The 14255-nt window shown below is 53.3% G+C and carries 15 protein-coding genes; 14 read left to right on the top strand and 1 reads right to left on the bottom strand.

The window, feature by feature from the left end:
* Positions 1-103 precede the first annotated feature (103 nt).
* The 5 genes from ACT53G_RS00780 to ACT53G_RS00760 all read left to right on the top strand — a co-directional run bounded on the left by ACT53G_RS00780 (position 104) and on the right by ACT53G_RS00760 (position 2949).
* On the top strand, positions 104-406 hold the full coding sequence (locus tag ACT53G_RS00780; protein WP_313983560.1) for a hypothetical protein: 303 nt from the start codon (positions 104-106) through the stop codon (positions 404-406).
* Positions 407-527: 121 nt separating this feature from the next.
* A complete protein-coding gene (locus ACT53G_RS00775; RefSeq protein WP_476168429.1) occupies positions 528-977 on the top strand; it encodes a hypothetical protein in 450 nt (149 codons plus the stop codon).
* 181 nt (positions 978-1158) lie between these two features.
* On the top strand, positions 1159-2064 hold the full coding sequence (locus ACT53G_RS00770; protein ID WP_476168428.1) for a hypothetical protein: 906 nt from the start codon (positions 1159-1161) through the stop codon (positions 2062-2064).
* Positions 2065-2287: 223 nt separating this feature from the next.
* On the top strand, positions 2288-2551 hold the full coding sequence (locus ACT53G_RS00765) for an antitoxin (protein ID WP_476168427.1): 264 nt from the start codon (positions 2288-2290) through the stop codon (positions 2549-2551).
* Positions 2548-2949 carry a PIN domain-containing protein gene (locus tag ACT53G_RS00760; protein ID WP_476168426.1) on the top strand — a complete coding sequence of 134 codons (402 nt, stop codon included), beginning with the start codon at positions 2548-2550 and terminating at the stop codon, positions 2947-2949. The genes ACT53G_RS00765 and ACT53G_RS00760 overlap by 4 nt, the downstream gene beginning before the upstream one ends.
* A 130-nt stretch (positions 2950-3079) precedes the next feature.
* On the opposite strand, the gene nifA is transcribed toward ACT53G_RS00760, so the two are convergent.
* Positions 3080-4696 carry a nif-specific transcriptional activator NifA gene (gene nifA / locus ACT53G_RS00755; protein WP_476168425.1) on the bottom strand — a complete coding sequence of 539 codons (1617 nt, stop codon included), beginning with the start codon at positions 4694-4696 and terminating at the stop codon, positions 3080-3082.
* A 391-nt stretch (positions 4697-5087) separates the two neighbouring features.
* Here nifA and ACT53G_RS00750 point away from each other — a divergent pair, with 391 nt between their 5' ends.
* The 9 genes from ACT53G_RS00750 (at position 5088) to nifX (ending at position 14058) form a co-directional block, all read left to right on the top strand.
* Positions 5088-6332: an IscS subfamily cysteine desulfurase gene (locus ACT53G_RS00750; RefSeq protein WP_476168424.1), complete on the top strand. Its 1245-nt coding sequence runs from the start codon at positions 5088-5090 to the stop codon at positions 6330-6332.
* A 10-nt stretch (positions 6333-6342) separates the two neighbouring features.
* The gene (iscU, locus tag ACT53G_RS00745) at positions 6343-6762 is read left to right on the top strand and encodes a Fe-S cluster assembly scaffold IscU (protein WP_476155386.1); all 420 of its coding nucleotides are present in this window, start codon (positions 6343-6345) and stop codon (positions 6760-6762) included.
* Between the two features lie 9 nt (positions 6763-6771).
* Entirely contained in the window at positions 6772-7134 is a 363-nt protein-coding gene (gene erpA, locus ACT53G_RS00740) for an iron-sulfur cluster insertion protein ErpA (protein WP_194747283.1), read from the top strand.
* A gap of 16 nt (positions 7135-7150) precedes the next feature.
* Positions 7151-7474, top strand: coding sequence for an iron-sulfur cluster assembly protein IscA (gene iscA / locus ACT53G_RS00735; RefSeq protein ID WP_275357062.1), 324 nt, complete (start codon positions 7151-7153; stop codon positions 7472-7474).
* Between the two features lie 46 nt (positions 7475-7520).
* Positions 7521-9395: a Fe-S protein assembly chaperone HscA gene (hscA, locus tag ACT53G_RS00730; RefSeq protein WP_476168423.1), complete on the top strand. Its 1875-nt coding sequence runs from the start codon at positions 7521-7523 to the stop codon at positions 9393-9395.
* On the top strand, positions 9392-9730 hold the full coding sequence (gene fdx / locus ACT53G_RS00725; RefSeq protein WP_476168422.1) for an ISC system 2Fe-2S type ferredoxin: 339 nt from the start codon (positions 9392-9394) through the stop codon (positions 9728-9730). Before hscA ends, fdx begins: the two co-directional genes overlap by 4 nt.
* Positions 9731-10759: 1029 nt before the next feature.
* Entirely contained in the window at positions 10760-12190 is a 1431-nt protein-coding gene (gene nifE, locus ACT53G_RS00720) for a nitrogenase iron-molybdenum cofactor biosynthesis protein NifE (protein WP_476168421.1), read from the top strand.
* 13 nt (positions 12191-12203) lie between these two features.
* The gene (gene nifN / locus ACT53G_RS00715; RefSeq protein ID WP_476168420.1) at positions 12204-13628 is read left to right on the top strand and encodes a nitrogenase iron-molybdenum cofactor biosynthesis protein NifN; all 1425 of its coding nucleotides are present in this window, start codon (positions 12204-12206) and stop codon (positions 13626-13628) included.
* Positions 13629-13647: 19 nt separating this feature from the next.
* A complete protein-coding gene (gene nifX, locus ACT53G_RS00710) occupies positions 13648-14058 on the top strand; it encodes a nitrogen fixation protein NifX (RefSeq protein WP_476168419.1) in 411 nt (136 codons plus the stop codon).
* Positions 14059-14255 lie beyond the last annotated feature (197 nt).

Here is a 14255-nt window from a genome sequence, read left to right as displayed (position 1 = left end):
GATCAAACCATAAGATAGTAGCTCTCGCAGGCAACTATTGCCGACTTTTTAACACATATGGCATTATCCCAACTTATGTTTAGCGTTAGAGCAAAGGAAAAATATGGCAACAATTACAGATTTTGAGGGCTGGTTAGATGCGGCTGATCCAGATGACTATGAAGAGGTTTACGCACTCTATATGGCAGTTCTAAATGTCGAAGAGTTTGGAATGTATGACTGCAAAGTATCCCCTGATAACACAAAGTGGTTTATCAAGGGCAACCATACCGATGACACATTAATGCTAGCCTCGGAAAAAGCTCGTGAAGCATTTTTGTCATTAATTCATTCTCGCTATTGCGATCCAGAAATGGATATAGAGTCTTGGTATCATTATGAGCGCAATATGGCTAAAGATGACTAATTGCGCTAACCCATCCATCAACCGGGACTGGCGAAAACATTCTTCGATGCATACAACATTCTTAACTTCTTCTTTACCACCATCCTCATCAGCCCTTTATTTCAAGCGTTGGGAATGAGCCATGTCACTCGACGACACAATTTCAAATCTCTACAAGGCTCATCAAGCTGGTCAAGAGAAATACACTTACTTTTTGCTAGCCGCTGCTGGAGCTGCAATCGGTTTCGCCGTACAAAAAACCGAAGGGCTAACACTGTCGTGGTGGTTACTTCCTGTTGCCTTAGCTATCATCTGTTGGGGTATTAGTTTTCACTTCGGTTGTAAAAATGTAATTTGGGTACAAACGTCACTAATGGCAAATTTTAACCTGCTTCAATTGCGCCAAGGCTCACATCCAGATCAACCACCACATCCACAATTTGTCTTGGCAGCTATTCAAGGCGTAGAAAGTGCATTAGAAAAAAACGTCAATAAAGCACAGTTTTATGGCATTTGGCAGTTCCGCTTACTTGTTGCTGGTGCCGTCTTTTTTATTGTATGGCGCGTTACTGAAATGGTCCGAATCTCATGAACCTGCTCACCCCATTTATAAAGCGGGATGCGCTAAAGCAAACCCATTATGTCAAACCTTGGGCATCACGATGAGAATTTCCGCATACCGGGACTTTCACAAGACACTACAACGCATTCGGCTCTTGTATGAGGCAACCATGCACTCGTACGGAGTGCTTTATGAAAGCGGGCGGGAAACTATGCGAGACTCAAGCCGGAAGGACGAGAAGGTTGAGTTCCACCTCGGGTCAGATGTTGTGAAACGCCAGCTAAAAGTAGTCACGTACCACGCTCGTGACGTTTATCCTGAACTCTTGCGTTCAACTCTTCTAGTGCGTATTGTCGCTGCATACGAGGCATTTTTAGTAGATTGTATCGAAGAAGTTTCCACTAGGTCGCGAGAGCCATTTCTCACCGACGGTCGAGTCGACTTTTCGCAGGAGCAGCTGCTATCCATAGATGCTCAGGAAGGTGTATACCACCACATTGTCAAGAAGACACTCCGACGTTTGACTAGTGGTGGTCTGAAGGAACTTCGGAAGTTTTATCAAAAGAACCTAGGAATAGACCTCACAAGTGAACCAGTAACTTTTGGGACAATTGAAGAAATTCACGACCGCAGACATTTGTTCGTTCACAGATCCGGTTACGCTGATGGCGAATATGTGGCAAAACATGGCTCCAGCTGGGCTGTTGAAGACAAGTTGCTTCCTGTCCCTGAGGCTTATCTGGTAAGTGTCCTACAGACACTAGAATCCTCGGGGCTTCACATTAAGAAGTCTCTTGAAACCATATATCCGGCCCCACCAACTCGTCATTACGTGTCTGGCGATTTTTTATTTCCCAATGAGCCAGAACATCTTTTATTTATTTCTTTCCAAGTTCGAAATGATCAGGGGAGAGCTGGTTTTTCAGATCTCAGTCTACCGTTGAATGAAAGAAACACTTTAAAGAATATCGTCGCTTGGGCGTCGGATGACGGGCAATTACTGCGCATGATTGTTGGTGGAGATTCACGTTCGCTAGTTGCTCTACGTAATATATTGCGAGAAAGGGAACGTAATGGAAGTATCAGCGCTATTGAATCATTCAAGGTAAAACGATGATACCCAACTCATTACTCTAACGGCCCGGCGCGGAACACGACGGGTCAAGTCTTGCATTGACATTTTGTTTGGATAAAGATGCAAAATACAATGCCCTTGAGTCTATAACACTTATTACGCTCAGCTCTATCTTCAACTAATCTTATCTTGCATATGCGCCATTGCTTGGCTGCCAATCAATGGTATATACTTTGGTATCTACCATGTCAAAACTTGGAGTGTGATGATGAGTCAGACTGCAAAAATATTTATCAATGGCCGTAGCCAGGCGGTACGCTTGCCAGCGGAATATCGGTTTGATACCAAAGAAGTGTTTATCCGTAAGGATGAAGCGACTGGCGATGTCATCCTTTCCAGCAAACCCGCGGACTGGAGCGACTTTCTTGAGTTGCTTGCCGCAAGCAATGTGCCAGCCGACTTTCTCGATAGCAATGAACGTGCGCAAGCCTTGCATGACCGTGACCCGCTAGACGGTGCCTCGTCATGACGACATACATGTTGGACACCAACACGGTGAGTTATTTTTTGAAGCGGCATCCGTCTGTCACCAGGCGGATCACTTCAACGCCGATGTCCAGTGTGTGTATTTCAGCCATTACCGAAGGCGAGCTTCGTTTTGGTCTGGCTAAGAGACCTGAGGCGACACAGCTAAAGTTACTTGTAGACAACTTTCTTCGTCACATCGTCTCACGGGCATGGGATACCGAAGTCACCACCACCTACGGCAGGATTAGAGCCGAGCTAACACTCAAAGGCGTGGTACTTTCACCACTAGACTTGCTAATTGCCGCGCATGCCTTGCATCTGGATGCAATTCTGGTGACTAATGATCAGGCCTTTAGCCAGGTCACCGGCTTAAAGGTGGAGAACTGGACTATCAACTGATGTGCATGGGCCTAGTGACTCATGCAATGCGCGGGCGATGTATGCGATGGCAGACCCGCGCATCATAAAGTTTTGCCAGCACATGCAGTAACAGGCAGCGCCGCCAATGGTTAGCTTAAGCAGGATTCACTCAAAACCGCTTCACCTCAATATTATATTTCTTCAGTGCATAGCCCATCTGCCGTGGCGTCAGGTTAAGCAGACGTGCAGCTTTGGCTTGTACCCAGCCACTTTTTTCCATGGCTTGCACCAGTTGTTCGCGCTCGGTCAGGGGCATCTCTTCAGCCGCCTCTTGCGGTGGTAACTCGACTGGGGGCGGTGGGCTGGCCGGGCTGACATTGACTGGCGCAATGGGAATCACGGTGCCTTGGGCCTGGTATTTCCACAGCGTGGAGGACAGGCAGTGGTTGGTCTGGCAGGGGATATCCACCTCGCGTATCAGGTTGCTGCGCGCCATGGTGGCAAAGCGTTCGACACAGTTTTCCAGCTCGCGCACGTTGCCGGGCCAGTGACAGTTGCTGAGCACATTCATGGCTTCGGGGGTGATGCTGACACGGGCAGCGTTTTCCTTGTTGAATTTGCCCAGGAAGTTTTCTACCAGCAAGGGGATATCATCGCGGCGCTCGCGCAGGGCTGGCAGCGAGATGGAAATCACGTTGATGCGGAAATAGAGGTCGGATCGAAACTCGCCTTTGTTGACGGCTTCTTCCAGGTTACGGTTGGTGGCGCAAATGAGTCGTACATCAACCTTGATAGTTTTGTTGCCGCCAACGCGTTCCAGTTCGCGCTCTTGTAATACGCGTAACAACTTGACCTGAAAAGCCGCCGAAGTATCGCCAATTTCATCCAGAAACAGCGTACCGCCGTGCGCTTGCTCAAAGCGGCCTTTGCGCTCTTGCATGGCGCCGGTAAAAGCACCCTTTTCGTGGCCAAACAGTTCTGATTCGAGCAGGCTCTCGGAAAGGGCCGCGCAGTTGACCTTGATAAACGGTTTGTCCTTGCGTGAAGACAAAAAATGGATGGAGCGCGCGATGACCTCCTTGCCGGTCCCTGACTCGCCGCGCAGCAAGATCGTACTGTTACCGGGCGCGGCCATATGCACATCGGCAAACACCTCGCGCATGCGTTTGGATTGGCCGATGACATTGCCTATGCTGTATTTGCCTGCTAACTCTTTCTGCAAACGCTGACGCTCCTGCATCAGTTGTTCGCGATCACTGGTCACCTGCTGGTTTAACAGAATCGTCTGTCCGATCAGATTGGCGACCATGGTCAACAACTGCAAGTCTTCTTCAAACAGGCCATGCTTGTCTTCTGCAAAGCGCTCAAAACTGAGCACACCTATGGTTTCACGCCCGGTTTTAATCGGCACACCGAGATAGGCGACGGTCATGCCTTCCACCGAGCGGTGCGCACCAGTTCGATTCAAAAATAATGGCTCTTGCACCAGGTCAGGAATCACCGCAGGCATCCCCATCTGGCAGATTCTACCGGTCACGCCCTCTCCTACCTTGAAACGCGCCCGTGCCACCTCTTCTTTGCTAAACCCCACTGAGGCGAGTACCTGCAAACTGTCGCCATCGTCGCGTACATAGACCATGCCACGCTGCATGCCCAAGTGGTTGGCGACCAGGTTCACCACCTGTCGTAGCGTTTTCTGCAGGTCTAGCGAGGAGCTGAGTATCTTGCCTATCTCATAAATTGTGACCAGTGCCACGTGGCTGGAATCCGACAAGTTCGCCATCATACCCACCTGAAAAATGAAGAGTTAAGCTGAATTCAGCAATTTTCATGCCGGGGTGCATGATCATTGAAGCTGATATATACGAATGGTGCAAAACCCGGATAAAAACGGGGTTCACGGCTATTTGACCAAGAGGTTTTACACAATTAAATAGTCTCAGCCACTGTTACAACCTGTTGCAGGTGAACTGCCTACCTGCACAATGCAACAACCCTTACAACAATATCTCTGCTTTGTTTGTCGCATTCACGACAAACACGACAAGCCTCCATTGTTAGCCTGGTCATTAATTTAATAAATTAACATATAAATCAAAAGGTTATATTAATCCATCCCGGCATGGCACAGAGCTTGCTCAAGCTAGCCTGAACCCACCTTTTGTCAGGTTGATTGTATGAAACCGATATACCTTGATTACTCTGCTACGACGCCCGTCGATCCACGCGTGGCGGAAAAAATGATTCCCTATCTCACCGAGCTGTTTGGTAATCCGGCGTCGCGCAGCCACCCTTATGGCTGGGAAGCTGAAGCCGCTGTGGAAGAGGCACGTGAACAGGTCGCCGCCCTGGTCAATGCCGACCCGCGAGAGATCGTCTGGACTTCTGGCGCCACCGAATCCAACAACCTCGCCATCAAGGGCGCAGCGCAGTTTTATGCCAGCGGCAAGGGCAAGCACATCATCACCATGACCACCGAACACAAGGCTGTACTGGATACCGTGCGCGAACTGGAACGCCAGGGCTTTAGCGCCACCTACTTATCACCACTGGAAAACGGCCTGGTCGATCTGGAAGCCTTCAAGGCAGCGATCCGGCCCGATACCGTGCTGGCCTCGGTCATGCTAGTCAATAACGAAATCGGCGTGATCCAGGACATCGCCACGCTGGGCGCAATTTGCCGTGAAAACAATGTGATTTTTCATGTGGATGCAGCCCAGGCCACCGGCAAAGTGGAGATAGACCTCAAAGCGCTGCCTGTCGATTTGATGAGTTTTTCCGCGCATAAAACCTATGGTCCCAAAGGCATAGGTGCCTTGTATATCAGCCGCAAACCACGTGTACGGCTGGAGGCGCAAATGCATGGCGGTGGGCATGAGCGCGGTTTCCGCTCCGGCACCTTGCCGGTACACCAGATTGTCGGCATGGGCGAAGCCTTCCGCATTGCCAAGTCCGAAATGGCAGAAGAAAACGCCCGCATCCGCTTGCTGCGTGACCGCCTGTGGGCAGGCCTGTCACAGATTGAGGAGTCTTACCTCAATGGCGATTTACAGCAGCGTGTGCCGCATAACCTCAATGTCAGCTTTAACTACGTTGAGGGTGAGTCGCTGATGATGGCGATCAAGGAACTGGCTGTGTCTAGCGGCTCCGCATGTACCTCGGCCAGCCTGGAGCCTTCGTATGTGTTGCGCGCCATTGGCCGTGAAGACGAACTGGCGCATAGCTCTATCCGCTTTTCGATTGGCCGGTATACCACCGAGCAGGACGTGGACTTTGTCATTGCGCTCATCGGCGCCAAGATCGGCAAACTGCGCGAACTCTCGCCGCTGTGGGAGATGGTGAAGTCCGGCATTGATTTATCTTCCGTGAGCTGGGTGCACGGCACCGAATCGCACCGCGAACCCAGCGCGGCGGCTGTTTAAGGAGACACATATGGCTTATAGCGACAAGGTCATCGACCATTATGAAAACCCGCGCAATGTTGGCAGTTTTGACCAGAATGCCGAGGATGTGGGTACAGGCATGGTGGGCGCACCGGCCTGCGGCGACGTCATGAAGCTGCAAATCAAGGTCAATGCCGAGGGCGTGATTGAGGATGCCAAATTCAAAACCTATGGCTGTGGCTCGGCCATTGCCTCGTCCTCGCTGGTGACCGAGATGCTCAAGGGCAAAACCCTGGATCAGGCCATGGACATCAAGAACAGCCATATTGCCGATGAACTGGCCTTGCCACCGGTAAAAATCCACTGTTCGGTATTGGCCGAAGATGCCATCCGCGCCGCCATTTCCGATTATCGCAACAAAAACGGGCTGGAACAGGGCGAGTACGACGCCTGCCAGCCCCACGCCTAGGAGCCTGACATGACTGAAGCCGTTTTGAGTGACGACATTTTATCGACCCCGATTATTTTTACCGACAATGCCGCCGGCAAGGTGAGCGAAATGCTGGCCGAAGAAGGTGACCCCAGCCTCAAGCTGCGTGTGTACGTGACCGGTGGCGGCTGTTCCGGTTTTCAGTACAGCTTTGCCTTTGATGACCAGGTGGCCGAAGACGACATGGTGGTAGAAAAAGCCGGGGTGTCGCTGCTGGTAGATGCCATGAGCTTTCAATACATGATGGGCGCCACCATAGACTACCAGGAAGGCCTGGAAGGCGCGCGCTTTGTCATTACCAACCCTAACGCCACCTCCACCTGTGGGTGTGGCAGCTCGTTCTCGGTATAAACCACTGGAGTCGAACATGACTGTTACCCTTACCCCCAGCGCCGCCGGGCGTGTACAAAAATTCCTGGAAAGCCGCGGCAAGGGCCTCGGCCTGCGCGTCGGTGTTAAAACTTCGGGCTGCTCCGGCATGGCCTACACGCTGGAATTTGTGGATGAAGCGCGTGAAGAAGACCAGATTTTTGAAAGCCATGGTATCAAGGTGCTGGTAGACCCAACCAGCCTGGTCTATCTCGATGGCACCGAACTGGACTACACCAAAGAAGGCCTCAACGAAGGCTTTAAGTTTAGCAACCCCAATGCCAAGGCCAACTGTGGCTGCGGCGAGAGTTTCAGCGTTTAAGTTTCACGGCGGGGCATGCCCGCGCAGCGTATTCTGAGGAGTGACTATGGCACTGTTGCAAATTGCAGAACCGGGGCAAAGTGCAGCGCCCCACCAGCACAGACTGGCCGTCGGCATAGACCTAGGCACCACCAACTCGCTGGTGGCCACCGTGCGCAGTGGCGAATGTGTGGCACTGGCCGATGACCATGGTCGCCACCTGCTGCCTTCGGTGGTGCGCTATCAGGTGGCTGAGACTACCGTGGGCTGGGAGGCCAAGTTTGCCGCCGCCAGTGACCCGCGCAACACCATCGTCTCGGTCAAGCGCCTGATGGGACGTGGCCTGCAAGATATACAACACCTGGGGCAGTTGCCTTATCGCCTGGTAGACAGCCCGGGCATGGTCAAACTGGAGACCGTGGCCGGAGTGCGCAGCCCGGTCGAAATTTCTGCCGATATCCTCAAGGTGTTGCGTGCACGCGCCGAACACAGCCTGGGCGGTGAACTCACCGGCGCCGTGATTACTGTCCCCGCCTATTTTGACGATGCCCAGCGCCAGGCCACCAAGGACGCCGCCACACTGGCCGGTATCAATGTCTTGCGCCTGCTTAACGAGCCCACTGCCGCTGCCATTGCCTACGGGCTGGATAACGCCGCGGAAGGCGTGTATTGCGTCTATGATCTGGGGGGCGGCACCTTTGATTTTTCCATCCTGCGCTTGCACCGTGGCGTGTTTGAGGTGCTGGCCACCAGTGGTGATTCAGCGCTGGGCGGTGATGATTTTGACCTCGCCATCTACCATTGGCTATGCGGCACCTTGCAATTGCACACCCTGGATGCCGCCGACATGCGCAGCCTGCTCAACGAGTGCCGTCAGGCCAAAGAACGCCTGACCAGTCAGAGCAGCACCGAACTCCGTTGCAGCCTGTCGAGCCACGGCGACATCCACGCCATCCTCAGCCGCGAACTGTTTTTTGAGCTGAGCCAGCCACTGCTGGCGAAAACCTTTAGCCCGGTGCGCCGTGCACTGCGTGATGCAGGCTTGCAAACAAACGACATTCAGGGTGTGGTGCTGGTCGGTGGCGCCACCCGCATGCCGCAACTGCGGCAAGCCGTGGCCGATTTTTTCAAACAGCCACCGCTCACCAACCTCGACCCCGACCAGGTGGTGGCGCTCGGTGCCGCCATGCAAGCCAATGCGCTGGCAGGCAACCGCTCAGACCAGGAATGGCTGCTGCTGGATGTCATCCCGCTGTCGCTGGGCATGGAAACCATGGGCGGCCTCAGTGAAAAAATCATCCCGCGCAACGCCACCCTGCCCACGGCACGCGCACAGGATTTCACCACCTTTAAAGACGGCCAGACCGCCATGAGCTTTCATGTGGTTCAGGGCGAACGCGAACTGGTGGCCGAATGCCGCTCGCTGGCCCGCTTCGAACTGCGCGGCATCCCGCCCATGGTAGCCGGCGCCGCCCGTATCCGCGTCACTTTCCAGGTCGATGCCGATGGCCTGCTGTCAGTCTCCGCCATCGAGCAAACCAGTGCCGTTGCCGCCCAAATCAGTATCAAACCCTCTTACGGCCTCAGTGAAGACGAGATCACCCGCCTGCTACGTGCGGGTGTCGAACACGCCGAACACGACAAGCGCATGCGCGCCTTGCGCGAAGCCCAGGTGGAAGCCAGACGCTTGCTGGACGCCACCGAAACCGCCATGGCCGAAGACGGCCACAACCTGCTCAGCAAAGCCGAATGGGACCATATCTGGCAACATATTTACGCGCTGGCGGAAACCCTGATCATGGGTGACAGCAACAAGATCGAAGACCTGCGCAACGCCACCGAAGCCCTTAACAACGCCTCGTCCACCTTCGCCGCGCGCCGCATGGACCAAAGCATACAGCAGGCACTCACTGGCCAGCATCTGGAAAGCCTGACCGTATGACTCAACTCACCATCCTCCCCCACCCCGAGCTTTGCCCGCAAGGTATGCAGATTGAAGCCAAACCCGGCAAAGTGCTGTGCGATACCCTGCTAAACGCGGGCATTGCCCTGGAACACGCCTGCGACGGCGTGTGTGCCTGTAGCACCTGCCATGTGATTATCCAGCAGGGTAATTCCAGCCTAGCGGCGGCCAGTGATGAGGAGGAAGACCAGTTGGATAAAGCCTGGGGGTTGACGCCGCAATCGAGGCTGGCGTGCCAGGTGAAGATAGGCAGTGAAGCGTTGACGATTGCCTTGCCGAAATATAGCTTGAATCATGCCAGAGAGATGGACTAAAGCGCTTGCCCCTCAAAGTCGAGAAAAAGTGATTCTTCTGATTTTTTATAGATTAGCTGTAGGATGGGCATGAATGCCCACACAGAAGTGCGTTATATGTAATATTCTTTTTCGCCTGTAGGCGAGTCACTTTCTGGTGCTTGTCCCCCAGTACTTTGGTGCTCTGTTGATACGCGCCTTTTCGCCTGTAGGCGAGTTACTTTTCTTTGCTTGCACAAAGATAAAGTAACCAAAAGAAAGTGCACCCCAGCTTCCGCTTGTTTCCTGCGTTGCTCATCAAAATAAGCGCTCGCGAAACTCATCCTAGCGGCCTGCACAAAACGCAGGCCACCGCGGGATTCGAACAGCCGCTCGCTTGATCTTATTTTGCCTGCGCTACTCGGCGCGGCAGATGGGGACCCCGAACACCCGATGAGCGCAACGATCCGTGGATTGAAGAAATGAATTGGTGTTTTTCAACGGTCCAAACTTCTACGCTGTGAGTTTGGCGAGACAGATCCCATCCCATCACGCTGAGTAGCGGAAACAAAGTAAGGAAAAAGGGAGCGACTGTCTGAGCTCCGCGGCAGCTTGCGAAGTGTGCAAGCTGCTAGGGCGAGTTTCGTGACCGCTTACTTTGTTGAGCAACGCAAGGAAGCCGAAGGCCGTGATGGCTGGGTGCCCTCTTCTTTGGTTACTTTCTGTGGGGCAAGCAACAGAAAGTAACTCGCCTACAGGCGAAACAAACCGTATTAATAAACCCAAAAAACTAAACCAACTCGCCGACGTTGAATTCACCAACTATCAAAAAATCAGAACAATAACGTTCTACTCAATCAAATGGCATCGCATCATCCAGTACCTCAACGTGTGGGCATGCATCTCACCCTACAACATGCCATCTATCCCCACACCGATTGTCGCATTTGTCTGCTTTCCGACATTCAATCACTTCAAATAATGTTGTTTAAATTCATACAGTTAAAACACATACACAGCGTGGCACACTCCTTGCAATAACCACAACAAGAACTCCACAGGTGTCTTGTCATGGCAAGTTTGAACGAAAAAATTCAGGACGTGTTTAATGAACCCGGCTGCGATAAAAATCAGGCCAAGGATGAAAAAGCACGCAAGAAAGGTTGCACCAAGCAATTGACGCCTGGCGCTGCCGCCGGTGGTTGCGCGTTTGATGGTGCCAAGATCGCCTTGCAGCCGATTACCGATGTCGCTCATCTGGTACATGGGCCGATTGCCTGTGAAGGTAACTCCTGGGATAACCGTGGCGCCAAGTCCTCTGATTCCAGTCTCTATAGAACTGGCTTTACCACCGACATGAACGAACTGGATGTGATTTATGGTGGTGAAAAACGGTTGTTCAAGGCGATTAAAGAAGTCATCACCAAATATGACCCGCCTGCGGTGTTTGTTTACCAGACCTGTGTGCCTGCGCTGACCGGGGATGACATCGAGGCGGTGTGCAAGAAAGCCAGCGAAAAATTTGGCAAGCCGGTGATCCCGGTGAATTCACCTGGCTTTGCCGGACCAAAAAACCTGGGCAACAAGCTGGCGGGTGAGGCCTTGCTGGAGTATGTGATTGGCACACAGGAGCCTGAGTACACCACGCCGTACGACATTAATATCATCGGTGAATATAACCTGGCCGGTGAGTTATGGCAGGTCAAACCGCTGCTGGATGAATTGGGCATCCGCGTGCTGGCTTGTATTTCAGGCGATGCCAAATACCAGGAGGTGGCGCAGTCGCACCGTGCCAAGGCGGCGATGATGGTGTGTTCCAAGGCCATGATTAATGTGGCGCGCAAGATGGAAGAGCGTTATGGCATTCCGTTTTTTGAAGGTTCGTTTTACGGCATTGGCGACATGAGCGACAGCTTGCGCCAGATTGCCCACCTGCTGATACAGCAAGGTGCAGATGCCGAGTTGATGACGCGTACCGAAGCAGTGATTACGCGTGAAGAAACCCGTGCGTGGGCGGCGATAGCCGACTACAAATTGCGCCTGAGTGGCAAGCGCGTGTTGCTGATTACCGGCGGCGTCAAATCCTGGTCTGTGGTGTCAGCCTTACAGGAAGCAGGCATGGAGGTGGTGGGCACCAGCGTCAAAAAATCCACCGAGGAAGACAAGGAAAAGATCAAGGAAATCATGGGCGAGGATGCCCACATGATAGACGACATGCGGCCACGCGATATGTATGCCATGCTCAAGGAAGCAAAGGCCGACATCATGCTCTCGGGTGGGCGCAGCCAGTTTGTGGCGCTCAAGGCCAAAATGCCGTGGCTGGATATTAACCAGGAACGTCACCATGCGTATGCGGGCTATGTGGGCATGGTGGATCTGGTCAAAAACATCACGCAATCGCTGTATCACCCGGTGTGGCAACAGGTGCGGCAACCAGCGCCGTGGGAAACGGCGGTCAGCAGCGATGAGCCGCCACTGACCAGCGGCGACATCGCGGCCTGAAGGGAGCAAGACCATGGCACAAGTACTCAGCCCCGGTAAAGCCTGTAGCGTCAACCCGCTCAAGATGAGCGCACCCATCGGGGCGGCGCTGGCCTTTATGGGCTTGCAGCACTGCCTGCCTACCCTGCATGGTTCACAGGGCTGTACTTCATTCGGGCTGGTATTGTTTGTGCGGCATTTCCGCGAAATGATCCCCATGCAAACCACGGCCATGAGCGAGGTCACCACCATCCTTGGTGGCATGGACAATATCGAGCAGACCATCGTCAATATCTGGAAACGCAACCAGCCGTCCATCCTCGGCATCGCCTCTACCGGGCTGACCGAAACCAAGGGCGATGATGTGGATGCCTATCTCAAGCTGATTGCGCAAAAACACCCCGAGCTGGCCGACATGCATATCCTGTATGTATCGACACCTGACTACGTGGGCGCGTTTCAGGATGGCTGGAGCAAGGCGGTGCTGAAAATAGTGCAGCACTTTGCACAGCCTGTGAGCGTGCGCCATGCGCGCCTCGTCAATGTGCTGGCTGGCAGCCATTTAACACCGGGCGACTTGCAGGAAATTCGCGACATTGTCGAACTGTTCGGTCTGGAGGCGGTGATAGTGCCCGACATTTCCGGCTCGCTGGATGGCCATATTCCAGACGACTTTACACCGACTACACTGGGCGGCACCACTCTGGAGCAGTTACAGACCCTGGGTGCGGCTCGCTATACCTTGGCCATTGGCGAGCAAATGCGCCCCGCCGCGCAAGCTTTGGAAGCCCAATGCGGCGTGCCTTATCGCCTGTTTGACCGCCTGACTGGGCTGGCCGCCAGTGATGCTTTTGTGCAATCTTTATCTGAGCTGACTGGCACACCCGTCCCGATGAAATTGCGCCGCCAGCGCAGCCAGTGTCAGGATGCCATGCTGGATGCGCATTTTTATACCGGCGGCAAAACCGTCGCCATTGGTGCCGAACCCGACATGTTGTGGAGCTACGGCCAGTTTTTGCTAGAGATGGGCTGTGACTTGCGCGCGGTGACCACCACCCACTCGCCGTTATTGGCGCAACTGCCTATAGAACAGGTTCAAATCGGTGATCTGGAAGATCTGGAAGTGCTGGCACAAGACTGTGACCTGCTGCTCACCCACTCGCACGGCAGGCAACTGGCCGAGCGCCTGCATCTGCCTTTTATCCGTATCGGCATCCCGACTTTTGACCGTATCGGCGCCGCACACAAAGTTAGCGTGGGCTACCGGGGCACGCGTGATCTGGCATTTGAACTGGCCAACACCTTTCTGGCACAGAGCCATGAACCAGCCCCTGATCACTGGTATCCCGCACCAGCAAGCGAGGCTGGTGCCGCCACCGGCTGCAACAGTTGTACGCCTGCTGGCAGTTGCCACAGCGCAAGCGACATGCATTTAGAAAGCACTGTGCATTTCAGTTAACCCCGTAAAGGAAACCCATATGAAAGTCGCATTTGCTACACAGGATTTAAAACGGGTCGACGCCCACTTTGGCTGGGCCAAGCACCTGGCCATTTATGAGCTGACGCCAGAAAGCTGGACCTTTTTGCACTCGGTGCCCTTTGATGGCGATTTAAAAGAAGACGGCAACGAAGACAAGCTGGCGCCCAAGCTGGAAGTCATTAAAGACTGTGCGCTGCTGTATGTGGCGGCCATCGGTGGCTCTGCCGCTGCCCGTGTGGTGGCGCACAAGATACACCCGGTCAAAGTCACCGCCGATGAACCGATAGACGAAATTTTAGGCAAATTGCAGGATGTGCTCAAAGGCACCCCACCCCCCTGGTTACGCAAAGCCCTGCTTAAAGACCAGGCCACAACGGTCGATTTTGATGAGGAAGAAGAAACGGTATAGGTTTTAAAGGCTATTTACCACAGAGACGCCGAGAACACAGAGCAGCAAGTGCATTCAGCAAACTAAGAATTTCTCTGTGACTTCTGTGCGCTCTATGGCTAATAAAGGTTTTAAAGGCTTTTTGAGCCACAGAGGACACAGAGCGCACAGAGGTAGAACCGGATAAATGTTTGGCCTGTGCTGTGATTAAAAAATGA

Source organism: Methylophilus sp. DMC18 (genome assembly GCF_056314005.1).
The sequence above is the reverse complement of the archived record's forward strand: the minus strand, read 5'-3'. Positions and strand labels throughout refer to the sequence as shown.